Source organism: Pseudomonas sp. B21-054 (assembly GCF_026016345.1).
Taxonomy (GTDB): Bacteria; Pseudomonadota; Gammaproteobacteria; order Pseudomonadales; family Pseudomonadaceae; genus Aquipseudomonas.
Window position 1 is genome coordinate 5,548,204 of the sequence record NZ_CP087204.1, and the last position, 23,599, is coordinate 5,571,802.

18 protein-coding genes are annotated in these 23,599 nt (G+C 61.9%); 7 read left to right on the top strand and 11 right to left on the bottom strand.

Features of this window, described 5'->3' with window-relative positions:
* Positions 1-216: 216 nt before the first annotated feature.
* On the top strand, positions 217-1,302 hold the full coding sequence (locus tag LOY70_RS24050; protein WP_265029560.1) for a hypothetical protein: 1,086 nt from the start codon (positions 217-219) through the stop codon (positions 1,300-1,302).
* A 261-nt stretch (positions 1,303-1,563) separates the two neighbouring features.
* Here the strand turns inward: LOY70_RS24050 and LOY70_RS24055 are convergent, their stop codons facing one another.
* From LOY70_RS24055 to LOY70_RS24065, 3 genes are all read right to left on the bottom strand, one after another.
* Positions 1,564-1,917, bottom strand: a complete 354-nt coding sequence (locus tag LOY70_RS24055; protein WP_092146900.1) for a DUF6124 family protein — start codon at positions 1,915-1,917, stop codon at positions 1,564-1,566.
* 247 nt (positions 1,918-2,164) lie between these two features.
* Complete coding sequence (locus tag LOY70_RS24060) at positions 2,165-2,617, bottom strand: hypothetical protein (protein WP_265029561.1); 453 nt, start codon at positions 2,615-2,617, stop codon at positions 2,165-2,167.
* A complete protein-coding gene (locus LOY70_RS24065) occupies positions 2,601-3,239 on the bottom strand; it encodes a DUF6036 family nucleotidyltransferase (RefSeq protein WP_265029562.1) in 639 nt (212 codons plus the stop codon). Before LOY70_RS24065 ends, LOY70_RS24060 begins: the two co-directional genes overlap by 17 nt.
* Before the next feature lie 642 nt (positions 3,240-3,881).
* Between LOY70_RS24065 and LOY70_RS24070 the strand changes: the two genes are divergently transcribed.
* Genes LOY70_RS24070 through nagE form a run of 5 tightly spaced genes read left to right on the top strand, consistent with a single transcriptional unit; the run spans position 3,882 to position 11,045 of the window.
* Positions 3,882-4,613, top strand: coding sequence for a GntR family transcriptional regulator (locus LOY70_RS24070; protein WP_092393602.1), 732 nt, complete (start codon positions 3,882-3,884; stop codon positions 4,611-4,613).
* A gap of 17 nt (positions 4,614-4,630) precedes the next feature.
* Positions 4,631-5,737, top strand: coding sequence for an N-acetylglucosamine-6-phosphate deacetylase (nagA, locus tag LOY70_RS24075; RefSeq protein WP_265029563.1), 1,107 nt, complete (start codon positions 4,631-4,633; stop codon positions 5,735-5,737).
* On the top strand, positions 5,718-6,740 hold the full coding sequence (locus LOY70_RS24080) for an SIS domain-containing protein (RefSeq protein WP_265029564.1): 1,023 nt from the start codon (positions 5,718-5,720) through the stop codon (positions 6,738-6,740). The genes nagA and LOY70_RS24080 overlap by 20 nt, the downstream gene beginning before the upstream one ends.
* A 42-nt stretch (positions 6,741-6,782) precedes the next feature.
* Positions 6,783-9,296 carry a phosphoenolpyruvate--protein phosphotransferase gene (gene ptsP, locus LOY70_RS24085; protein ID WP_265029565.1) on the top strand — a complete coding sequence of 838 codons (2,514 nt, stop codon included), beginning with the start codon at positions 6,783-6,785 and terminating at the stop codon, positions 9,294-9,296.
* 33 nt (positions 9,297-9,329) lie between these two features.
* Complete coding sequence (nagE, locus tag LOY70_RS24090; protein ID WP_265029566.1) at positions 9,330-11,045, top strand: N-acetylglucosamine-specific PTS transporter subunit IIBC; 1,716 nt, start codon at positions 9,330-9,332, stop codon at positions 11,043-11,045.
* Between the two features lie 232 nt (positions 11,046-11,277).
* Here the strand turns inward: nagE and LOY70_RS24095 are convergent, their stop codons facing one another.
* Positions 11,278-11,589 (bottom strand): YqfO family protein, encoded by a 312-nt coding sequence (locus LOY70_RS24095; RefSeq protein ID WP_265029567.1) that lies wholly within the window; start codon positions 11,587-11,589, stop codon positions 11,278-11,280.
* A gap of 4 nt (positions 11,590-11,593) precedes the next feature.
* A complete protein-coding gene (purL, locus tag LOY70_RS24100) occupies positions 11,594-15,490 on the bottom strand; it encodes a phosphoribosylformylglycinamidine synthase (RefSeq protein ID WP_265029568.1) in 3,897 nt (1,298 codons plus the stop codon).
* Between the two features lie 288 nt (positions 15,491-15,778).
* Between purL and mltF the strand changes: the two genes are divergently transcribed.
* Positions 15,779-17,239, top strand: coding sequence for a membrane-bound lytic murein transglycosylase MltF (mltF, locus tag LOY70_RS24105; protein WP_265029569.1), 1,461 nt, complete (start codon positions 15,779-15,781; stop codon positions 17,237-17,239).
* Between the two features lie 218 nt (positions 17,240-17,457).
* Here the strand turns inward: mltF and pdxJ are convergent, their stop codons facing one another.
* From pdxJ to lepA, 6 genes are all read right to left on the bottom strand, one after another.
* Positions 17,458-18,201 (bottom strand): pyridoxine 5'-phosphate synthase, encoded by a 744-nt coding sequence (pdxJ, locus tag LOY70_RS24110; RefSeq protein WP_265029570.1) that lies wholly within the window; start codon positions 18,199-18,201, stop codon positions 17,458-17,460.
* Between the two features lie 49 nt (positions 18,202-18,250).
* Positions 18,251-18,940, bottom strand: a complete 690-nt coding sequence (gene recO / locus LOY70_RS24115) for a DNA repair protein RecO (RefSeq protein WP_123417117.1) — start codon at positions 18,938-18,940, stop codon at positions 18,251-18,253.
* 171 nt (positions 18,941-19,111) lie between these two features.
* A complete protein-coding gene (gene era / locus LOY70_RS24120) occupies positions 19,112-20,014 on the bottom strand; it encodes a GTPase Era (RefSeq protein ID WP_025215334.1) in 903 nt (300 codons plus the stop codon).
* Positions 20,007-20,696 carry a ribonuclease III gene (gene rnc / locus LOY70_RS24125; protein ID WP_123344400.1) on the bottom strand — a complete coding sequence of 230 codons (690 nt, stop codon included), beginning with the start codon at positions 20,694-20,696 and terminating at the stop codon, positions 20,007-20,009. Before rnc ends, era begins: the two co-directional genes overlap by 8 nt.
* Positions 20,697-20,879: 183 nt before the next feature.
* Positions 20,880-21,734 carry a signal peptidase I gene (gene lepB / locus LOY70_RS24130; RefSeq protein WP_265029571.1) on the bottom strand — a complete coding sequence of 285 codons (855 nt, stop codon included), beginning with the start codon at positions 21,732-21,734 and terminating at the stop codon, positions 20,880-20,882.
* A gap of 5 nt (positions 21,735-21,739) precedes the next feature.
* Complete coding sequence (gene lepA / locus LOY70_RS24135) at positions 21,740-23,539, bottom strand: translation elongation factor 4 (protein WP_025215337.1); 1,800 nt, start codon at positions 23,537-23,539, stop codon at positions 21,740-21,742.
* Positions 23,540-23,599: the final 60 nt, after the last annotated feature.

The following is a 23,599-nucleotide window of genomic DNA, read 5'->3' on the forward strand; positions in this document are numbered from 1 at the left end:
AATCCCCTCACCACAGGGGACGGTGTCGATCTCACATCTTGCTACAAGTCCCGGAAGCGGAGCGCAACCGCCTCATCAACCTTGATCTACCCTCAAAACTGATGCGGTGGCGCGACGCCCCGCAGAACTCATAGTGAGACGTGTCACGTCGAAGCATAGGCAGTCATGACGTATGTGATTCGACAGGGCTTCACCGTTCCAGATGGACATCAAATCATGACAACTCATAACAGTTTTATACGGACGACCGCGGTTGCGGTGGTGGCGTTGGCGGGTGTTTGGCAGTCGGGGGCCGATGCGTGGGGGGCCGGGGCGCCTGCGGGTGGTAACGAGGAGCCGTGGTATCAAGCCTGGCGCCAGGTCACGGCGAATCCGGATGTGGACATCCACAAAACCATACCATTGTTGCAATGGCGTACCGACATGGACACGCTCTATCGGGGAGATACGACGGGTCAGGGCCTCCGTGCCTTTCAGGATGGGCTGTTGCCCAAAGCCGTAGATGTTCCTGAGAACGAATGGATATACAACTGGATCACCCATGCAGCCGGAAGCGCGGGAACGGTATTCAGCAGCACAACGCGCAGCCTGATCTGGGCCCAACACTACGCCAAAGAGTGGGTGTATGAGTTCAAAGCCCCTCACGGAATCGATCAGGTGCAATCGGGAGGCCCCTTTCCACGAGAGGAGGAAATCAGCTACCCCGGCGGGGTGAAGGGAATCTTTATCATGAGGGCCTGCCAGGCTGTCGATCCTGCCAAGTGCGTGATGAATCCAAACTATCGTGAACCCACCGGCCACGAGACGATGCAGGAGGTTGCTGCAATTTCCATCGATTGGAGCCGGGTGGGACCTCCAGAGGTGCTGCCATGGGTCACGGCCAAGCAACCCCTCTGGGCCGTCGGCTCTACAATAATCAACCCAGTGCAGGGAGCGGATGCTCTAGCCCAGGGATTACAGGCGCGCAACGCTCTGCCACCTGATTTGAGACTGGCGACCCGGCCGGAATCCTCCCGGGTTGACTCGGTCGTTGTGGCATTTCGCGACTATAGCAACGCCAAGCTCTGGGCAACCCAGGAAGCGGCAAACGGTGGCTGGGTATACGAGGTCAGGCCAGGCAGCGTGGCGGTGGATTTGTCTGTATCTACCACGGGCGCACCTGAAGGCACCTTCGCCTTCATCGGCGGCATCAAAGGCGGCCTATTGATGAACGCCCGCCGTTTCGAGAAAGGTGTGAGCCAACCGGTCGAGTGCATTGGCATCGAAAAAGAAGCGTGCCGGCTCGAGAACCTCCACCAATAGTTCTCAAGGAATGAATCCCTCGCCACAAAACACCATTCCCCTGTGGCGAGGGGATTTATCCCCACTGGGCTGCGCAGCAGCCCCAAGAAGTTAACTCAATTTGGCCTGACACACCGCGCCGTCAGGTTTTGGGGCCGCTTCGCAGCCCAGCGGGGATAAATCCCCTCGCCACAGGGGTTTGGTGTCGATGGGTATATTTGTGAACGACTCAAATCCACTGTGGGAGCGAGCCTGCTCGCGATGAGGCCGGCCCTTATTGCATCAAGTCCGAAGCTCTGCCCGGTCCAGGCACTTGTTCGCCAACAAAGCCCCCAACTCAATCATCTGCGCCACCCCCAACGCCACATGCCGCCGCGAGCCTTCCAGGTCGAAGGCAAGGTCGCTGAGCATTGCGTTGGCTGACGCCAGGGTTTCGCTGAGGTTGGCTAACAGGGCTTCGGTATCGACACTGTCCACTACGGTGAACAATTGCGCCGGGGGTTTGGCTTCTGATGCGCTGTCCTCAGGCTTGAGGTAATGGTCCATCGCGCGGTCGGCCGCTTCTTTCAGTCTTTCGGGAGCGTAATCGCCGTAGGGAAAGGTGGAGGCGGGTTTGGGAATGTCAGAGTTTTTCAATGGAAGCTCCTTTATCTAATGGAGCCCAGGACAAAACGTCCGGGCCTGTTGCCCTGTGATTTTTCGGACGGTCAAACCCGGTCGCTGAATTGGCAGCGACACCCAAAGGCTAAAGCCCGCGCTTCCGAGGGACAACCCTAAAAACATGTCGGAAACTTCGGTGCGTCTGACAGACCAGCCGCCGTATGAGGATCATTCACACAACAAAAACCCGGCCTAAGCCGGGTTTCGATCACAACATTTGGATTCAAACAAATGCTGCGCGCTGCTCAGCCTCATAATGCCGAGTCTGAAAAGGCATAAGAACCTGTACCTTCAAACCAAGACCTTCACTCACCCCCCACGAGAGGGCGAGTTCATCACGACGACTGCGAAGCGTAACAGCGGCTTGTGAAGTCACTTCGTGCTTAGGTGCCGAACGCCAGAATAGCTCAAGCGCCTTGAAGACTTCCGACACCCGGCTATCGGTTACACATGAAAAACGGGTGAATCGCTCGAGCAAATACCCTGCGCGACGAACCTCGACCTCATCAGTGTGCCGACTTAGAAAAGTCTGAGCGACACTCATCAGGTCCGAATTTGAATACCAGATAGCCTTGGCTGCACTCACAAGCGCGGCGTCATCTGCCTGCTTTAATGGGCTTTTGACCAGTGTGTCCAGAGCGGATGAGAGGACGTGGCCGTTAGCAGGCTTCGTCATCTGTATTCTCCAAATAACTTTGCAAAATATAGGTAAGGACCGAGGTTGGGGGCTCTTTGTTGCCAACATATACATCAATCGCCTGCAATGCCAGTCGGCGCAGCTCGGCGGTCAGTATGAAGCCTGCTCTCAAGAGGGACATGATATCGCCAATGTCCTGATCCGTTGCCCTACCCAGTTTTGAAATTGCAATATCCACAGGTGCAGCAATGTGAACGTGGAGAGGGGACTCTAGCGGAAACTCTTCAAGGGGGAGACTTCGAGCCCAATAGTCCTCGTGAATCGGACCAAAGCTTGTGTTGTATTGCAGGTCGTAGTTTAGCTCCATCAACCGGCCAGACCTCTCATCGACAAATCGCTCGGGTACCTCTGCGAGTAACGTTCGAAGATGGAAGTCTTCCGGGAGGCTGGCCTCATAAATTTCGGCGTCAACATCCGTGGAAACACGATGATTTGTATAGAGGTGCACTGCGCACCCACCGAACACGATGACTTTAACCGCCCCTGGTTTTGCATTTTCTACCGTCAGCTCCGCTTCGACGGACTTGAACATTGAAACCAAAGCCTGCCCCAAAGCGGTTTCCGTATTAAGACGGGGGATAATCATGTCCGGCAGTTCCATATTGACCTCAGATACTGATGTTGCTCCTTGGAGCGCAGAGCTGCCACCCTGCCTTGCCACCGGCCAGTGAGTGGCTGCTTACGCCTGGAGATGTTGGGGGCTCATGCCCGAGGGACCGCGAGTTCAGAAAGCTAGAGCCCCCACTTCCGAGGGACAACCTTAAAAACCTGTCGGAAACTTCGGTGCGTCTGACAGACCGCAATTTCTGTGGCGAGGGGATTTATCCCCGCTGGGCTGCGCAGCAGACCCAAGGTAGTTAACTCAATTTGCCTGATACACCGCGTTGTCAGGTTTTGGGGCCGCTTCGCGCCCCAGCGGGGATAAATCCCCTCGCCACAACAGCTCGTTAGCCTTGGTGGCTCGAACGACCGCCGGTCAGCATCGAAAAATAAAATCAAAAAATCGCAACGTCAGAAATTGCCTACAGATGAATACCAGTTCACTCAGTAGGCGTTGTCGCAGTTGAAGATATTTACGTTCGAACCCCCACCCTCTAATACCACTTCAATCCCACCCCACCAAAACCCTCCAACAACCTCTCTAAACCCCGGGAAAGTGGCGTTGACATGGTATTCAAGTGGTATTAGTTTCCATCTCACTTACCGAGCGACAAACAACTCAATAACCGCATCGAACACCCATATGAACGACATCCTGGCCCTGCGCCCTGACGACACCCAACCCACACCGCTGTACCTGCAATTGGCGCGTAACCTGGAGACGGCGATTCATGCCGGCCAGTGGAAAGCCGAGCAGGCGATGCCGTCCGAGCGCAGCTTGAGCGAGCAACTGGGCATTTCCCGGGTGACCGCGCGCAAGGCGTTGGAAGTGTTGTTCGAACAAGGATTGATCCGCCGTAACCAGGGTTCGGGGACGTTCATCACCCCGCGCCTGGAACAACCGCTGTCACGCCTGAGCGGCTTCAGCGAGATGCTGCGGCTCAAGGGGTTTGTGCCCGGGTCCCAATGGCTGGAACGGGACATCACCCCGCCGACCCACGAAGAATTGATCCGCCTGGGCCTGTCGCCCACCGACAAAGTCGCGCGGCTCAAGCGGCTGCGCAAGGCCGACGACACGGTCATGGCCATCGAGATGAGCACCCTGCCCGCCTCGATCATTCCCAAGCCACAGGCAGTGGGCGATTCGCTCTACGCGTTTCTCGACAGCATCGGCAAGCCGGTGGTGCGCGCCCTGCAACACATCCAGGCCATCAACGCCTCGGACGAATTCGCCGCCCTGGTGGGCATCGCCCCCGGTACCGCGATGTTGCTGATGACCCGGGTCGGCTACCTGGAAGACAACACCCCCATCGAAGTCACCGACACCTATTGCCGCAACGACTACTACGACTTTGTCGCAGAGCTGCGGCGCTAGACGACTAGAGAGTCCCCATGTCCGAAGACAATATCCTCACCGCCAATGGCTGGGTTCGCGGCCGCCTGATCCATGCACACGGCAAGGTCGTGTCCATCGAAGGCCAGCCTTGCGATCCGGCCAGCAACGACCTGCCCTACCTGCTGCCCGGTTTCATCGACCTGCACGTCCATGGCGGTGGCGGCAAGGACATCATGCAAGGCGCCTCGGCGTTCGAAACCATCGCCCGCACCCATGTGCGTTTCGGCACCACCGCGCTGCTGGCCACCACCATGACCGCGCCCAGCGAAGAAATCGCCAGCGTGCTGCAGGCCCTCGGCGAGTTCTGTGAGCAACGCCCGAACGGCAGCGCCCGAGTCCTGGGCGTGCATTTGGAAGGCCCTTACATCAACCCCGGAAAACTCGGCGCGCAACCGAATTTCGCCCACACCGCGCTAATGGCCGAGGTGGAGAGTTACCTGGCCCTGGCGCCGATCCGAGTGATTACCATCGCCCCGGAAATCGCCGGTCACGATGCCTTGATCCGCGCCCTCAGCGCCCGGGGCGTGCGCATGCAGATCGGCCATACCCTGGGCAGCTACGAAGAAGGCGTCGCGGCGTTGGCCGCCGGGGCCAGCAGTTTCACCCATTTGTATAACGCCATGAGCCCGTTGCATCACCGCGAGCCGGGCATCGTCGGCGCGGCCCTGGCCCATGCCCGTTATGCCGAGTTGATCCCGGACTTGCTTCACGTGCACCCCGGCGCCATGCGTGTGGCCCTGCGGGCGATCCCGTGCCTGTACTGCGTCACCGACTCCACCGCCGCCGCCGGCATGCCCGATGGCGAATACAAGCTGGGCAGCCACACCGTGACCAAGTGCCTGGGCGGCGTGCGCCTGGCCGATGGCACTTTGGCCGGCAGCACCCTGACCATGGACCAGGCCCTACGCAACCTGGTGAAAATCGGCTTGCCCCTCGCCGAAGCCTCCCAGCGCCTGTCGCAATTTCCCGCCGATTACCTCGGCCTGCCCGAGCGCGGCCGCCTGCAACCCGGCGCCTGGGCCGACTGCGTGCGCCTTGACCGTTCCCTGACCCTGACCGACGTGATGGTCGAAGGAGAAGCCATTGACTTCCAAAATGCTTGAAGAGGCCCTGGCCTCGTGGGAAGCCGTCGAGCGCCAGTTGCAGCAACTGGACCCGGCCCTCGAGGAAATCGCCGGACGCCTGCGCCGTCAGCCGCCGCAAGTGGCGATGACCGTCGCCCGTGGCAGTTCCGACCACGCCGCCAGCTACTTCGCCTACCTGACCATGCAGCAATTGGGCATCCCGGTGGCCTCGTTGCCGATGTCGGTGGTGACCATGCAACAGGCGCCGCTGAAGGTCAGCGGCCAGGTGGCGTTCGGTTTTTCCCAATCGGGCCAAAGCCCGGACCTGGTGAACAGCCTGCGCCTGTTGCGCAAGCGCGGCGCCTTGAGCGTGGCCCTGGTCAACGCCACCGACTCCCCTCTGGAAGCGGCGTGTGAATTCAGCGTGCCGCTGTGTGCCGGTATCGAAAGCAGTGTCGCCGCGACCAAGAGTTTCATCGCTACCCTCAGCGCCAGTGCGCGGCTGGTGGCGCACTGGAAGAACGACGTCGAGTTGCTGGAAGCCGGCAGCGCCCTGTCCGAAGGTCTGCGCGAGGCCGCCCGCCAGGATTGGCGCGTTGCCGTCGAGGCCCTGCGCGACTGCCAGCGGTTGATGGTGATCGGCCGTGGCGCCGGGTTCGCCATCGCCCAGGAAGCGGCGCTCAAGTTCAAGGAAACCTCGGCGATCCAGGCCGAAGCCTTCAGCAGCGCCGAGGTTCGTCATGGGCCGATGGCGCTGATCGATGAAAACTACCCGCTGCTGGTGTTCGCCCCTCGCGGTGCCGAGCAGGCCGGCGTGTTGAGCCTGGCCGCCGACATGCGCCAGCGCGGCGCCCGGGTGTTGCTGGCGGCGCCGGATGACATCGCCGAGCGCGACCTGACGCTGACCCGCGCCGAACACCCGTCCCTGGGCCCGATCCTGGCGATCCAGAGCTTTTATGGGATGGCCGCGAGCCTGGCCGTGGCCCGAGGCCTGGACCCGGACCAGCCACGGCATCTGAGCAAGGTCACCCGTACGCACTGAACCGACGGTTTTCTTTTATAGAGAGTCTGATGAGAGCGCCCCATGCCCAACAATAATAAAGAGCTGACCCTCAGCGCCCCGCTCAGCGGCCCGGTGCTCACCCTCGCCAATGTCCCGGACGCGGTGTTCGCCAGCGGCGCCATGGGCGACGGGATCGCCATCGACCCGCTGAACGACACCCTCTACGCGCCTTGCGACGGTGAAGTGATTCACGTCGCCCGCACCGGCCACGCCGTGACCCTACGGGCCGACAACGGCGCCGAACTGTTGCTGCACCTGGGCCTGGACACGGTCGAGCTGCAGGGCGACGGCTTTTCCATGCTGGTCAAGGAAGGCGCGCGGGTCAGCAATGGCCAGCCGCTGCTGCGTTACGACGTGGACAAAGTGGCACTGCGCTGCAAGAGCCTGGTGAGCCTGTTGGTCATCACCAATGGCGAACACTTCCAGGCGCGGCCCATCACCCTCAAAGGGGTGAAGGTCGGCGAACCGCTGCTGCATATCCTCGCCAAGGTCCCTGGCGACACTCGACACGTTGAGCAGGACATCGGCATTGAAGTGTTCGGCCAGGTCCGCATCGCCCATCGCGGCGGTCTGCATGCCCGGCCGGCGGCGCTGATTCGCCAGACCGCCCAGGGTTTCAAGAGCCGCTCGCAGCTGCATTTCCAAGGCAAGTCGGCGTCCTGCGACAGCGTGATGGGGATGATGGGCCTGGCCATTACCGAACAAGCGCAAGTGCACGTCAGTTGCCAGGGCAGCGATGCCGAGGCGGCACTGCAAGCCTTGCTGGCGATTTTATCCACAGCCCTGGCGGAAGAAGCCCATGCCGTGGCGCCGATGCTCAAACCGCAACGCCGTAGCGCCGAAGACGGTGTGCTGCACGGCGTGTGTGCCGCCCCCGGCCTGGTGACCGGGCCGCTGGTTCGACTGAATGGCATTCAATTGCCCCCGGACGCTGGCGGCCATGACGTCGAAGAGCAGCGACAACGCTTGGACAATGCCTTGGCCCAGGTCAGTGGCGAAATCCGCCTCACCCTGGAAAACGCCAAGGCCCGACGCCATCGCGACGAAGAAGCGATCTTCAGCGCTCATCTGGCACTACTGGAAGACCCGGTGTTGCTGGAAGCCGCCCACCTCTTTATCGAACAAGGCAGTGCCGCGCCCCACGCCTGGAGCCGCTCCATCGACGCCCAGTGCCAGGTGCTGCAACAGCTGGGCAGCACGCTGCTGGCCGAGCGCGCCAACGATTTGCGCGACCTGCGCCAACGGGTCCTGCGGGTGTTGTTGGGTGAGGCCTGGCAATTCGACGTCGCGGCGGGCGCCATCGTCGCCGCCCAGGAACTGACCCCGTCGGACCTGCTGCAACTCAGCGCCCAAGGCGTGGCCGGCGTGTGCATGGTCGAGGGCGGCGCAACCTCCCACGTGGCCATCCTCGCCCGAGGCAAAGGCCTGCCGTGCCTGGTGGCGCTGGGTGACGCGCTGCTTGGCCAGGCGCCGGGACAAGTGGTGGTGCTGGACGCCGACGACGGCCGCCTCGAACTCGCGCCAACGGCCGAGCGCCTGGCCCAGGTGCATCAGGAACAGGCCCGACAAACCACCCGCCGCGCCCAACAACAAAACCTCGCCCACACCCCGGCGCACACCCTTGACGGCGTAAGCGTGGAAGTGGCGGCCAACGTCGCCTCCAGCGCCGATGCCACCCAAGCCTTGGCAAACGGTGCCGACGGCGTTGGCTTGCTGCGTACGGAATTTCTGTTCGTCGACCGTCACACCGCGCCCGACGAAGAGGAACAACGCCAGGCCTATCAAGCCGTGCTCGAGGCCATGGGCGACAAGCCGGTGATCATCCGTACCATGGACGTGGGCGGCGACAAACAACTGGACTACCTGCCGCTGCCGACCGAAGCCAACCCGGTACTGGGCCTGCGCGGCATTCGCCTGGCCCAGGTGCGACCGCAGTTGCTGGACCAGCAACTGCGGGCCTTGCTGCAAGCCCGTCCGCTGCAGCGCTGCCGGATCCTGTTGCCCATGGTCACCGAGGTCGATGAGCTGCTGCACATCCGCCAACGCCTCGATGCCCTCGGCGCCGAACTGGGCCTGGGCGAACGCCCGCAATTGGGAGTGATGATCGAAGTGCCGGCCGCCGCGTTGCTGGCCGAACAATTGGCCGAGCATGCGGACTTCCTGTCCATCGGCACCAACGACCTGTCGCAATACACCCTGGCCATGGACCGCGACCACGCCGGCCTTGCCGCCCGGGTCGATGCCCTGCACCCGGCGCTGCTGCGGTTGATCGCCCAGACCTGCATCGGCGCAGCGAAACATGACCGTTGGGTTGGCGTGTGCGGCGCCCTGGCCTCCGATCCGCTGGCGACGCCGGTGCTGATCGGGCTGGGGGTCCGCGAACTGTCGGTCAGCCCGTCGCAGATCGGCGCAATCAAGGACCGCGTGCGGCACCTCGACGCCGCCCAGTGCGCCCGCCTCAGCGGCGAGCTGCTGAACCTGGGCAGTGCCGCCGCCGTGCGCCAGGCCTGCCATCAACACTGGCCCCTGGGCTGAGCCACGTCGAAGAACAATAAAGGGAGAGACGCCATGTACCAGCATTTCATCGAAGGACTGCAACGCCTCGGCCGGGCACTGATGCTGCCCATCGCGATCCTGCCCATCGCCGGCCTGTTGCTGCGCCTGGGCGACACCGACCTGTTGAACATCGCCATCATCCACGATGCCGGCCAGGCGATCTTTGCCAACCTGGCGATGATCTTCGCCATCGGCATCGCCGTGGGCTTCGCCCGGGACAACAACGGTACGGCGGGACTGGCCGGGGCTATCGGTTATCTGGTGATGATCGCCACCCTGAAGGTGCTCGATGCCAGCATCAACATGGGCATGCTTGCCGGGATCATCAGTGGCCTGTTGGCCGGTGCGCTGTACAACCGTTTCAAGGACATCAAGCTGCCGGAGTACCTGGCGTTCTTCGGTGGGCGGCGCTTCGTGCCGATTGTCACCGGCTTCAGCGCCGTGGGCCTGGGGGTGGTGTTCGGCCTGATCTGGCCGCCGATCCAGCAGGGCATCAACAGTTTCGGCGCCTTGCTGATGGAAAGCGGCAGTTTCGGTGCCTTCGTGTTCGGCGTGTTCAACCGGCTGTTGATCGTCACCGGCCTGCACCACATCCTCAATAATATGGCCTGGTTCATCTTCGGCAGCTTCACCGATCCGCAAACCGGTGCGGTGGTCACCGGCGACCTGACCCGCTACTTTGCCGGCGATCCGAATGGCGGCCAGTTCATGACCGGCATGTTCCCGGTGATGCTCTTCGGCCTGCCCGCTGCGTGCCTGGCGATGTACCGCAATGCCCTGCCCCATCGGCGCAAAGTCATGGGCGGGATCCTGCTGTCCATGGCGCTGACTTCGTTTCTCACGGGTGTCACCGAACCGATTGAGTTCGCCTTCATGTTCCTCGCGCCACTGCTGTTCCTATTGCATGCTTTGCTCACCGGGCTGTCGATGGCGATCACCGATTGGCTGAACATCCGCTTGGGCTTTACCTTCTCCGGCGGCTTCATCGACATGGTGCTCGGCTGGGGCAAGTCGAACAACGGCTGGCTGGTGGTGCCGGTGGGACTGGTCTATGCCGTGATCTATTACACGGTGTTCGACTTCTGCATCCGCCGCTTCGACCTGAAAACCCCAGGGCGTGAAGAAGTGCCCGCCGGTGACAAACCGGTCATCGCCCAGAATCAACGGGCCGCGGCCTACATCGAAGCACTCGGCGGCGCCGGCAACCTGATCACCGTCGGCGCCTGCACCACGCGGCTGCGGTTGGACATGGTGGACCGCAACAAAGCCTCCGATGCGCAGCTCAAGGCCCTGGGCGCCATGGCCGTGGTACGTCCCGGCAATGGCGGGAGTTTGCAAGTGGTGGTGGGGCCGATGGCCGACAGCATCGCCGATGAAATCCGCCTGGCCCTACCCGCCTCCGACCGCCCAGTCCCTGCGCCGGTGGCCGCGGTGGTTGAACCGGTCACAGCGACCAGCGTCTCCGGGGCCGAAGCGCAACAATGGCTGGATGCGTTGGGTGGCGGTGGCAACGTGTTGCAGCTCGATTGCGTGGCGATGAGCCGGTTGCGGGTGCGCCTGGCCGATGGCAAAAGACTGTCGGAAAGCGGCCTCAAGGCGCTGGGATGCCAGGGGGTCAGTCCGTTGGAAGGCGGTGTCTGGCACTTGTTGCTGGGGGAGAAAGCGCCGGGGTTGTGGCAGGTGTTGGAGGGGGTGGTGCTGAGCCGTCAGGCAGAGGTAAAAGCCTAGCCCCCAATCTCTGTGGCGAGGGGATTTATCCCCGCTGGGCTGCGCAGCAGCCCTAAACCCGGCGCTTCGGTGTGTCAGGTAAATTGAGTTTGTCTGCTTAGGGGCTGCTGCGCAGCCCAACGGGGATAAATCCCCTCGCCACAGGTTTGTGTATATAGGGGACTGGCTTTATCGCGCTCAATAAAAAACCCGCTGATTCAATCAGCGGGTTTTTCATTTCAACGGCCCGGGATCAGAAATCCTCCAACCGCCACACTTCATACGCCGGCGTTTCGTAGGGATGACTCTGTTTCAACGCGTCCACCACTCCACGAATCAGCTCATCGGCAACGACAAGCTCCACTTTCCATTCCTCGACCTGCTCGACCTGCCCCGCCTCGCCGATGAACGGTTGGCTGCCGTCCAACGGGCGAAACTGGCCCAGACCCAGGACTTGCCAGGCGCAGTGGTCGTAGTCGCCGATTCGCCCGCCACCGGCAGCGAATACGGCGCTCTTGACCACGTCCACATGGCTGGCCGGGACGAAGAAGCAGAGCTTGTACACCGCCTTAGTTCACCCAGACGCGCGCGTTGCGGAACATGCGCATCCATGGCGCGTCTTCGTTCCAGTCGTCCGAACGCCACGAGTTCTGCACCGCGCGGAACACCCGCTCCGGGTGCGGCATCATGATCGTGACGCGGCCGTCGCGGCTGGTCAGGCCGGTGATCCCACGCGGCGAGCCGTTCGGGTTGGCCGGGTAGGTTTCGGTGACTTTGCCGTGGTTGTCGACAAACCGCAGCGACACACAACCGGACAGATCCGCTTCAAGCAGCGCTTCTTCGCTTTCGAATTCCGCATGGCCTTCGCCGTGGGCGATGGCGATCGGCATGCGCGAACCGGCCATGCCCTGCAGGAAGATCGAGTTCGATTCCTGCACCTGGACCATCGCCACGCGCGCTTCGAACTGCTCGGAACGGTTACGCACGAAGTGCGGCCAGAACTCGCTGCCCGGGATCAGCTCGTGCAGGTTGGACATCATCTGGCAACCGTTGCACACGCCGAGGGTGAAGCTGTCGGTACGTTCGAAGAAGCCTTGGAACGCATCGCGGGCGCGGCTGTTGAACAGCGCCGACTTGGCCCAGCCTTCACCGGCACCCAGCACGTCGCCGTAGGAGAAACCGCCACACGCCACCATGCCCTTGAAGTCGTTCAGGTCGACCCGACCGGCCAGGATGTCGCTCATGTGCACGTCGATCGCGTTGAAACCGGCGCGGTCGAACGCCGCCGCCATTTCCACCTGGCCGTTGACGCCCTGCTCGCGCAGGACCGCCACTTGTGGGCGAATGCCTTTCTTGATGTAGGGCGCGGCCACGTCGTGGTTGACGTCGTAGCTCAGCTTGGCGCTCAGGCCCGGGTTGTCTTCTTCCAGCAGCGCGTCGAATTCCTGTTCGGCGCAGTCGGCGTTGTCCCGCAGGCGTTGGATCTGGTAGCTGGTTTCAGCCCACTGGCGCTGCAACAGGCGGCGCTGGCCTTCGAAGACGGTGTCGCCGTTGAAGGTGATGTTGATGTGGGCGTTGTTGATCGGCTGGCCGATCACCGAGACGCAATCGGCCAGGCCGGCTGCGCTGAACTGGGCGAGGATGTCCGGGGTAGCGTCCTGGCGCACCTGGATCACCGCACCCAGTTCTTCGTTGAACAGGATGGCCGGGATTTCAGCCGTGGACTCGGCCACGCTGTCGAGGGTCAGGCTCAGGCCGCAGTGACCGGCAAAGGCCATTTCCACCACGGTGGTCAGCAAACCACCGTCGGAACGGTCGTGGTAGGCCAGCAGATGACCGTCGGCGTTGAGGCCCTGGATGACGGCGAAGAACGCTTTCAGGTCTTCGGCATCATCGACGTCCGGCGCTTGCGAGCCGAGCTTGCCGTGCACCTGGGCCAGGATCGAGGCGCCCATGCGGTTCTGGCCACGGCCCAGGTCGATCAGGATCAGGTCGGTGGTGCCCTTGTCCATGCGCAGTTGCGGGGTCAGGGTCTGGCGGATGTCGGTGACTGGAGCAAAACCGGTCACGATCAGCGACAGCGGCGAGGTCACGCTCTTGTCCACGCCGTCGTCGTTCCAGCGCGTGGCCATGGACATGGAGTCCTTGCCCACCGGAATGGTGATGCCCAGCTCCGGGCACAGCTCCATGCCGACAGCCTTGACGGTGTCGTACAGGCGGGCGTCTTCACCCGGGTGACCGGCGGCGGACATCCAGTTGGCCGACAGCTTGATGTCGGAAATCTTGCCGATGCGCGAAGCCGCGATGTTGGTCAGGGTCTCGCCGATCGCCATGCGGCCCGAGGCCGGGGCATCCAGCAACGCCAGCGGCGTGCGCTCGCCCATGGCCATGGCTTCGCCGGTGTAGACGTCGAAGCTGGTGGCGGTCACGGCCACGTCGGCCACCGGCACTTGCCATGGGCCGACCATCTGGTCACGGGCCACGAGGCCGGTGATGGTGCGGTCGCCGATGGTGATCAGGAAACTTTTGCTGGCCACGGCCGGATGATGCAGGACGCGTTCGATGGAATCGGCGATGTCGAGGGTCGACGGATCGAAGTCGTCGCCCAACTCGGCTTCACGAACAGCCGAACGGTGCATGCGCGGGGCCTTGCCCAGCAGCACTTCCAACGGCATGTCCACCGGGCTGTTGCCGAAATGGCTGTCGGTGACGGTCAGTTGCGGCTCGGCGGTGGCTTCGCCGACCACGGCGAACGGGCAGCGCTCGCGCTCGCAAATGGCCTGGAAACGCTCGAAGTCGGCCGGGCCGACCGCCAGGACGTAACGCTCCTGGGATTCGTTGCTCCAGATTTCGTGCGGGGCCATGCCCGGCTCGTCGTTCGGAATGTTGCGCAGCTCGAAGCGGCCACCGCGGCCACCGTCGTTGACCAGTTCCGGGAAGGCGTTGGACAGGCCGCCCGCGCCGACGTCGTGGATGAAGCTGATGGGGTTGTGTTCACCCAACTGCCAGCAACGGTCGATGACTTCCTGGCAACGGCGTTCCATTTCCGGGTTTTCCCGCTGGACCGAAGCGAAGTCCAGGTCCGCCGAACTGGTGCCGGTGGCCATGGAGGAAGCAGCGCCACCGCCCAGGCCGATCAGCATGGCCGGGCCACCGAGGACGATCAGCTTGGAGCCGACCAGGATCTCGCCTTTCTGCACGTGTTCGGCGCGGATGTTGCCCATGCCGCCCGCAAGCATGATCGGCTTGTGGTAGCCGCGCACTTCTTCACCACGGGGGGTGGTGATGGATTGCTCGAAGGTACGGAAGTAACCGGTCAGGGCCGGACGGCCGAATTCGTTGTTGAACGCCGCGCCCCCCAGGGGACCTTCGATCATGATGTCGAGGGCGTTGACGATGCGCTCAGGCTTGCCGTACGGCTTTTCCCATGGCTGTTCGAAGCCCGGGATCTGCAGGTTCGACACGGTGAAACCGGTCAGGCCGGCCTTGGGCTTGGCACCGCGCCCAGTGGCGCCTTCGTCGCGGATCTCGCCACCGGAACCGGTGGATGCGCCCGGGAACGGGGCGATCGCGGTCGGGTGGTTGTGGGTCTCGACCTTCATGAGGATGTGCACCGGCTCCTGGACCGCACCGTACTGGCGGGTCTCAGGGTTCGGGTAGAAGCGACCGGCAACGCTGCCGACGATCACCGCGGCGTTGTCCTTGTAGGCCGAGAGCACACCTTCGTTGTGCATCTGGTAGGTGTTCTTGATCATGCCGAACAGGCTTTTTTCCTGGCTCTGGCCGTCAATGTCCCAACTGGCGTTGAAGATCTTGTGGCGACAGTGCTCGGAGTTGGCCTGGGCGAACATCATCAATTCGATGTCGTGAGGGTTGCGCTTCAAGCCCTGAAAGGCGGTGACCAGGTAATCGATCTCGTCTTCGGCCAGGGCCAGGCCCAGTTCGGCGTTGGCTGTTTCCAGCGCGGCACGGCCGCCGCCCAGCACGTCGATGGCGGTCAAGGGCTTGGGTTCGGCATGGCTGAACAGGCCGGCGGCCTGCTCCAGGTTGCCCAGCACGACCTGGGTCATGCGGTCGTGCAGGCCGTCGGCGATCAGTTGGGCCTCGGCCTCGCTGAACTCACCGGCGACATAAAAGGCTATGCCGCGCTCCAGGCGCTGGATTTTCGACAGGCCGCAGTTGCGGGCGATATCGCTGGCCTTGCTCGACCACGGCGAAATGGTGCCGAAACGCGGCAGCACCAGGAACAGACGACCGGTCGGCTCCTGGACGGGAACACTGGGACCGTACTTCAGAAGGCGCGCGAGCACCTGCTGTTCGTCGCCGGTCAAACCGCCGGTGACTTCGGCGAAGTGAGCGAATTCAGCATACAAGCCACTGACAGCCGGAACCTTCTGGCTCAGTTGCTCAAGGAGTTTGCTGTGGCGAAAGGCAGAAAGGGCAGGAGCGCCGCGCAGGATCAACATCTTCGGGACAGCCTCGGGAAGGGGGTGTGCTTTGAGGCCGTGCATTCTAGCCTAAACCGCTGGCAACGGCACCCGAAACGGCACGCGCGATGCTGGCCGAATGTCGGTCTTTGCACCAACGGCCCAGTCGGGCGCTCATTCCCGGGATCGCGGTGAGATATTTTTCATCGGTACAAAACCCGCCGCGCGCCGGCCCGCCTGTGTTGCGGACATGTTTTGCAATGGCTAGCAGACTGGCCTTTTGCTGTCGAGATATGGCGGCAGGGGCCGTTTGCGTATACTGCGCAGATGTTTTCCCCAACGGCTTTGCGTCCGCGGTATGCCAAATGGCTGATCGCAACCGGACTCTTCCTGGTGCTCAGTGGTTGTGTTGAGAAACCCAACACACTGGAGCGCGTAAAGGAGGATGGCGTGCTGCGGGTGATCACCCGGAACAGCCCCGCCACCTACTTTGAGGATCGCAACGGTGAAACCGGCTTCGAATACGAGCTGGTGAAGCGCTTCGCCGACGATTTGGGGGTAGAGCTGAAAATCGAGACCGCCGACAACCTCGACGACCTGTTCAGCCAGATCGGCAAGCCCAACGGCCCGGTGTTGGCGGCGGCCGGCCTGGTCAGCAGCGAACAGCGCAAAAAACAGGTGCGGTTCTCCCATCCCTACCTGGAAGTCACCCCGCAAATCATCTACCGCAACGGCCAGTCCCGCCCCACCGACGCGGCCGCCCTGGCCGGCAAGAAGATCATGGTGCTCAAGGGCAGCAGCCACGCCGAACAGCTGGCGCAGCTGAAACAGCAATATCCAGGCATTGAATACGAAGAATCCGACGCGGTTGAAGTGGTCGACCTGCTGCGCATGGTCGACGAGGGCCAGATCGACCTGACCCTGGTGGATTCCAACGAAGTGGCGATGAACCAGGTGTACTTCCCCAACGTACGCGTCGCCTTCGACCTGGGTGACGCCCGCAACCAGAGCTGGGCCGTGGGCCCCGGCGAAGACAACAGCCTGCTCAACGAAATCAACAGCTACCTCGACAAGGTACAGAAAAACGGCACGCTGCAACGCCTCAAGGACCGTTATTACGGACACGTCGATGTCCTCGGCTACATGGGCGCCACCACCTTCGCCCAGCATTTGCAGCAACGGCTGCCCAAATACGAACAACACTTCAAGGCCTACGCCAAGAAAGAGAAAGTCGACTGGCGCCTGCTGGCCGCGATCGGCTATCAGGAATCGCTGTGGCAACCGGCGGTGACGTCCAAGACCGGCGTGCGCGGGCTGATGATGCTGACCCAGAACACCGCCCAGGCCATGGGCGTATCCAACCGCCTGGATCCGAAGCAGAGCATCATGGGCGGTGCCAAGTACCTGGCCTACATGAAGGACCAACTGGACGAGAGCATTGAGGAGCCGGACCGTACCTGGTTCGCCCTCGCCGCCTATAACGTGGGCAGCGGCCACCTGGACGACGCCCGCAAACTGGCGGCCAAGGAAGGGTTGAACCCGAACAAGTGGCTGGATGTGAAGAAGATCCTGCCGCGCCTGTCCCAGAAACAGTGGTACAGCAAGACCCGCTACGGCTACGCCCGGGGCGGCGAGCCGGTGCATTTCGTGGCGAACATCCGTCGCTACTACGACATCCTGACCTGGGTCACGCAGCCGCAGCTCGAAGGCAACCAGGTGGCCGAGGGCAACCTGCACGTGCCGGGTGTCGACAAGAGCAAGCCAAACCAGGAAACCCCGCCGCTCTGACAGCTGCGCACAAACCTGATGCAGTGATGAATCTGTGGCGAGGGGATTTATCCCCGTTGGGCTGCGAAGCAGCCCCAAAGCAGTCAACTCAATCTGCCTGACACACCGAGGCGCCAGATTTTTTAGGGCTGCTTCGCAGCCCAACGGGGATAAATCCCCTCGCCACAATGAATCAAGCAGGCCTTAAATGAGCGGGCACATTGAGTTATGTGGTGGCATCAGGCTTTGGCGGCAGCCAGGATCAGCGCTTTCATTTCCGATACAGCCGACTTGAACCCGACGAACAACGCATGGGCCACCAGCGCGTGGCCGATGTTCAGCTCGTTGATGCCCTTGATCGCCGCCACGGCTTCGACGTTGTGGTAGTGCAGGCCATGGCCGGCGTTGACGATCAGGCCCTGGGCCAGGCCGAAGCTGACGCCGTCGGCCACTCGTTGCAACTCATCGGCAACGTCCGTGGGCGTTTCGGCATCGGCATAACGACCGGTGTGCAGTTCGATGGCCGGGGCGCCGACACGCTTGGCGGCTGCGATCTGCCGCTCGTCGGCGTCAATGAACAGCGACACTTCAGCGCCGGTTTTTGACAGCCTTTCTACCGCCAAGCTGATCCGCGCTTCCTGCCCGGCCACGTCCAGGCCGCCTTCGGTGGTCAATTCCTGACGCGTCTCGGGCACCAGGCAAATATGCGCCGGGCGAATGTGCTCGGCGAACGCCATCATTTCTTCGGTCACGCCCATTTCGAAGTTCATGCGGGTTTGCAGCACGTCCTTGAGCAACAGCACGTCGCGCTCCTGGATGTGGCGACGGTCTTCACGCAAATGCACGGTGATGCCGTCGGCGCCCGCCTCTTCGGCGTCCAGTGCGGCCTTGACCGGATCCGGGTAACGTGTACCGCGGGCCTGGCGCAGGGTGGCAACATGGTCGATGTTCACGCCGAGAAGAATGCGATTGCTGGTGCTCACGAAAAGGCTCCTGAATGGACAAATAGTCGGCCCACAGCATACGGGTTGATCAGGGCTTGCGAAACAGCTCGCGGCTGACCAGCGGTCGACCACCCAGATGGACCGCCAGGGCCTGGCGCATCAGGCGCTTGGCTGCCGACAACGCGCCCGGCGCACTCCAGTCGGCCTCGGCCATGGCCAGCAGCTCGGCGCCGTTGAACAGCCCGGGTTGCAGCAGGTAGACCTGCTCCAGGCCGGCATCCACCTGCAAGCGGTACAGACCGTCTGCCGCGATGGGCTCGCCGTGCAAGTCAGTGTTCAAGGCGAAACCATAGCCGAGGTCATCCAGCAGCCGCCATTCGAACGAACGCAGCAGCGGCTCCAGCGGACGGCCTTCGGCCAGGGCCGACAGCGTGGCGGCGTAGTGGTCGAAGACGGCGGGATGGGGATCTTCGGCGGGCAGCAGGCGGATCAGCAATTCATTGAGGTACAAACCGCTGAACAACGCCTCGCCGTTGAGCCATGCCGCCACGCCATTGCTTTCCATGCGCCCGACATTCTTCAACTCGCCTCGCCCGCGGAATTCGATTTCCAGCGGCACGAACGGCCGCGCCAGCGTCCCCGCCTTGCCCCGGGCCCCGCGCAACACCGCCCGCAACCGCCCTTGCGGCGTGAGGAAGTCCACCAGGGCGCTGCTTTCGCGGTAGGCGCGGCTGTGGAGGACGTAGGCGGGTTGGGCGATGGGTTGGGTTGGGGACATGGAAATCGCAGTTCTCAATGAGCGAGCACAGTTTATGAACAGCCCCAAACCAATGTGGGAGCGAGCTTGCTCGCGATGGCGGACTGTCAGTCAACATCTATGTTGAATATCAGGCCCTCATCGCGAGCAAGCTCGCTCCCACAATGGTTCTCGGTAGATCCGGTTATGCGATCAGAGGTCGCCGTAACCCAACGACCGCAGCGCGCGCTCGTCATCGGACCAGCCGCCCTTCACCTTGACCCACAGGTTGAGCATGATCTTGGAGTCGAACAACAGCTCCATGTCCTTGCGCGCCTCGGTGCCGATGCGCTTGATGCGCTCGCCCTTGTCGCCAATGATGATTTTCTTCTGGCCGTCACGTTCGACGAGGATCAAGGCATGGATATGCAGGGTCTTGCCCTGCTGCTTGAACTCTTCGATTTCCACGGTGATCTGGTACGGCAGTTCGGCGCCCATCTGGCGCATGATTTTCTCGCGCACCAGTTCCGCGGCGAGAAAACGGCTGCTGCGGTCGGTGATCTGGTCTTCGGGGAAAAAGTGATCGTTTTCCGGCAGGTGCTCGGCAATCACTCGCTCCAGCGCGTCGAGGTTGTGACCGTGCTGGGCGGAGATCGGCATGATCTGGGCGTTCGGCAACTGTTCCTGCAACCAGGACAGGTGCGGCATCAGCTCAGCCTTGTCTTCGATGCGGTCGGTCTTGTTCAGTGCCACGATCAGCGGGCCGGTGACGTACTGGACACGCTCGAGGACCATCTGGTCTTCGTCGGTCCACTTGGTGCGATCGACCACGAAGATCACCACGTCGACGTCTTTCAACGCCGCCGAAGCGGTCTTGTTCATGTAGCGGTTCAGGGCCTTTTCGCCGCCCTTGTGCATGCCCGGGGTGTCGACGTAGATCGCCTGGACGGCGCCTTCGGTCTTGATGCCCAACATGTTATGGCGAGTGGTCTGGGGCTTGCGCGAGGTGATCGCCAGCTTCTGGCCCAGGATGTGATTCAGCAGCGTGGACTTGCCCACGTTCGGCCGGCCGACAATGGCGACATAGCCGCAGCGGGTGACGGTTGTATCAGTCATTGCCATTCTCCACGCCCAAGGCAATCAGTGCTGCGGCGGCCGCTACCTGTTCGGCAATACGACGACTCACACCCTGGCCCCGGCTTTTCTCATTCAATAAGACCACTTCGCATTCCACGAAGAAGGTTCGGCAATGCGGCTCACCCTGGATATCCACGACTTCGTAGCGTGGCAGCTCGCAACTGCGTGATTGCAGGAATTCCTGCAACCGGGTTTTCGGATCCTTGTTGGTGTCCACCAGCGTCAGGCTGTCGATCTCCGACGTCAACCAGGCCAGCACGCGCTCGCGCGCCATTTCCATGCCGGCGTCCAGGTAGATCGCGCCGATCAACGCTTCCAGGGCATCGGCCAGAATCGACTCGCGCCGGAAACCGCCGCTCTTCAATTCACCGGAGCCCAGGCGCAGGTAGTCGCCCAAGTCGAAACCACGGGCCAACACGGCCAGGGTCTCACCTTTTACCAAACGCGCGCGCAGACGCGACAACTGGCCTTCGCGGGCCAGCGGGAAACGCTCGAACAGCGCCTCGCCAGCCACGAAGTTGAGGATGGCATCGCCGAGGAATTCCAGGCGTTCGTTATTGCGCCCGGCAAAACTGCGGTGAGTGAGGGCCAGGACCATCAGTTCCTGGTCCTTGAAGGTGTAACCGAGCTGACGCTCGAGACGGCTGAGAGAAGCGCTCACGGTTTACCCACGCTGAGTTCGTGGCTGGTTTCCACCGCCACGGCGGCAAGGCGCCGTTGGCTTGGGACAATTAACGCTGTGTTCAAAAATGACGTCCTGACTATCGTTGGCTTCATGCCTTCGGGCGCCTTGTGCAGGCTCCAGAAATGCATTCGGCGCTGTGTTCAACAGCGCCGTGTGTGATTACTTGATCAGGCCAACCCGCGAGAAATTCGGCAGGTGGCTGAGTTTGGGTTCCGGCCAGCTCATCCAGACGGCGAAGGCCTTGCCGACGATATTCCGGTCGGGGACCATGCCCAGCATGTCCTTGGGAATGTTTGGATCATCCCAGTAACGGCTGTCGTTGGAGTTGTCGCGGTTGTCGCCCATCATGAAATAGTGCCCGGCCGGCACGGTCCACGAACGGTCCGGCGTAGCACGGTAGCGGCTCATTTCCTTGCGGATCAAGTGCTCGGCTTCGCCGAGTTTTTCCTGGTAGAGCTCAGCGCTGCCCAGCGTGCCCGGCTCGGAGCCGATCAGCTGCTCGGCCACCGATTCGCCATTGACGAACAGGCGCTTGTCGGCAGTGTAGCGGACCTTGTCGCCCGGCAGGCCGACCACACGCTTGATGTAGTTGACGTTCGGGTCGCTCGGGAAGCGGAACACCATGACATCGCCGCGTTGCGGGTCACCGACCTCGATGACCTTTTTGTCGATCACCGGCAGGCGGATCCCGTAGGAGAACTTGTTCACCAGGATGAAATCGCCCACGTCCAGGGTCGGCTTCATCGAGCCGGACGGGATCTGGAAGGGTTCCACCAGGAACGAGCGCAGCACCAGCACGATGAACAGCACCGGGAAGAACGACTTGCCGTACTCGACCAGCAGCGGTTCCTTGTTGAGCTTTTCGACCACCACACCATCAGGCTGGCTGACGCTGCCCTGATAAGAGGCGACGGCCGCCCGGCGCCGAGGCGCCAGGAACAACAGATCAAGCAACGCCAACAGACCGCAGACAAACACGGCGATAACCAGCAACAGCGGGAAATTTAGCGACATAGGACCTAACTATCCAACCTGAGCACCGCAAGGAAGGCTTCCTGTGGAATTTCCACGTTACCGACCTGCTTCATGCGTTTTTTACCGGCCTTTTGCTTTTCCAACAGCTTGCGCTTACGGCTGACGTCGCCGCCGTAGCATTTGGCCAATACGTTCTTTCTGAGCGCCTTGACGGTTGTACGCGCCACAATCTGCCCGCCAATGGCGGCCTGGATTGCCACGTCGAACATCTGCCGCGGAATCAGTTCCTTCATCTTCTCGGTCAATGCACGACCTTTGTAGTGCGCGTTGTCACGGTGCACGATCAATGCCAAGGCATCGACCTTCTCACCGTTGATCAGCACATCCAGCTTCACCAGATTAGCCGATTGGTAACGATCGAAATGATAGTCCAGCGAAGCATAGCCGCGACTGGTGGATTTCAGGCGATCAAAGAAATCCAATACCACTTCGTTCATCGGCAGGTCGTAGGTCACTTGGACCTGCGTGCCGAGGAACAGCATGTCGTGCTGCACGCCACGCTTCTCGATGCACAGGGTAATGACGTTGCCCAGGTGTTCCTGCGGCACAAGGATGTTGGCCCGCACGATCGGCTCGCGCATGTCCTCGATGGCCGACAGGTCCGGTAGCTTGGACGGGTTGTCGACGTAGATGGTTTCACCGTTCTTGAGCAGCAGCTCGAAAATTACGGTCGGCGCCGTGGTGATCAGGTCCAGGTCGTACTCGCGCTCCAGGCGCTCCTGGATGATTTCCATGTGCAGCATGCCCAGGAACCCGCAACGGAAACCGAAGCCCAGGGCGTCGGAGCTTTCCGGAGTGTATTGCAGGGACGAGTCGTTCAGCGTCAGCTTTTGCAGGGCTTCGCGGAAGTCTTCGAAGTCGTCGGAGCTGACCGGGAACAGGCCGGCGTAGACCTGCGGCTGGATACGCTTGAAGCCGGGCAACACATCGACGTCGGGGGTGGAGCTCAAGGTCAGGGTGTCACCGACCGGCGCCCCGTGGATGTCCTTGATGCCGGCAATGATGAAGCCCACTTCACCGGCCTTCAGGTCAACGGTGGCGGAGTGTTTCGGATTGAATACACCGACGCTGTCCACCAGGTGGATCTTGCCGGTGGACTTGACCAGGATCTTGTCGCCCTTCTTCACGCGGCCATGGCGCACGCGAACCAGAGAAACCACGCCCAGGTAGTTGTCGAACCAGGAATCGATGATCAACGCTTGCAGCGGATCTTCGATGTTGCCGGTCGGCGCGGGAATGGTCTGCACCAGGCGCTCGAGCACTTCGTCCACGCCCAGGCCGGTCTTGGCGCTGCAGGTGACCGCGTCGGTGGCGTCGATGCCGATGATCTTCTCGATTTCTTCCTTCACGCGGTCCGGATCGGCCTGGGGCAGGTCGATCTTGTTCAACACCGGCATGACTTCCAGGCCCTGCTCGATGGCCGTGTAGCAGTTGGCAACCGACTGGGCCTCGACACCCTGGCCGGCATCGACCACCAGCAACGCACCCTCACAGGCCGCCAGCGACCGGCTGACTTCATAGGTGAAGTCGACGTGGCCTGGGGTATCGATGAAGTTCAGCTGATAGGTAACGCCGTCGCGAGCCTTGTAATAGAGGGTAACGCTGTGGGCCTTGATGGTGATCCCGCGTTCACGCTCCAGGTCCATGGAGTCCAGGACCTGGGCTTCCATTTCACGCTCGGCCAGGCCGCCGCACATCTGGATGAAGCGATCGGCCAGCGTCGACTTGCCATGGTCAATGTGGGCGATGATGGAGAAATTGCGGATATGACTCAAATCACTCACGGATCAACACTCAAAAAGGCTGCAGGCATGGCCCGCCGAAAAATAGCCGGGAATTGTACC

Excerpts from the sequence above, each read along its gene's own strand:
- LOY70_RS24050 (WP_265029560.1), top strand. The coding sequence starts at position 217 with ATGACAACTCATAACAGTTTTATACGGACGACCGCGGTTGCGGTGGTG.
- LOY70_RS24060 (WP_265029561.1), bottom strand. The coding sequence starts at position 2,617 with ATGACGAAGCCTGCTAACGGCCACGTCCTCTCATCCGCTCTGGACACA.
- LOY70_RS24065 (WP_265029562.1), bottom strand. The coding sequence starts at position 3,239 with ATGGAACTGCCGGACATGATTATCCCCCGTCTTAATACGGAAACCGCT.
- LOY70_RS24070 (WP_092393602.1), top strand. The coding sequence starts at position 3,882 with ATGAACGACATCCTGGCCCTGCGCCCTGACGACACCCAACCCACACCG.
- nagA (WP_265029563.1), top strand. The coding sequence starts at position 4,631 with ATGTCCGAAGACAATATCCTCACCGCCAATGGCTGGGTTCGCGGCCGC.
- ptsP (WP_265029565.1), top strand. The coding sequence starts at position 6,783 with ATGCCCAACAATAATAAAGAGCTGACCCTCAGCGCCCCGCTCAGCGGC.
- nagE (WP_265029566.1), top strand. The coding sequence starts at position 9,330 with ATGTACCAGCATTTCATCGAAGGACTGCAACGCCTCGGCCGGGCACTG.
- purL (WP_265029568.1), bottom strand. The coding sequence starts at position 15,490 with ATGTTGATCCTGCGCGGCGCTCCTGCCCTTTCTGCCTTTCGCCACAGC.
- mltF (WP_265029569.1), top strand. The coding sequence starts at position 15,779 with ATGTTTTCCCCAACGGCTTTGCGTCCGCGGTATGCCAAATGGCTGATC.
- recO (WP_123417117.1), bottom strand. The coding sequence starts at position 18,940 with ATGTCCCCAACCCAACCCATCGCCCAACCCGCCTACGTCCTCCACAGC.
- era (WP_025215334.1), bottom strand. The coding sequence starts at position 20,014 with ATGACTGATACAACCGTCACCCGCTGCGGCTATGTCGCCATTGTCGGC.
- lepB (WP_265029571.1), bottom strand. The coding sequence starts at position 21,734 with ATGTCGCTAAATTTCCCGCTGTTGCTGGTTATCGCCGTGTTTGTCTGC.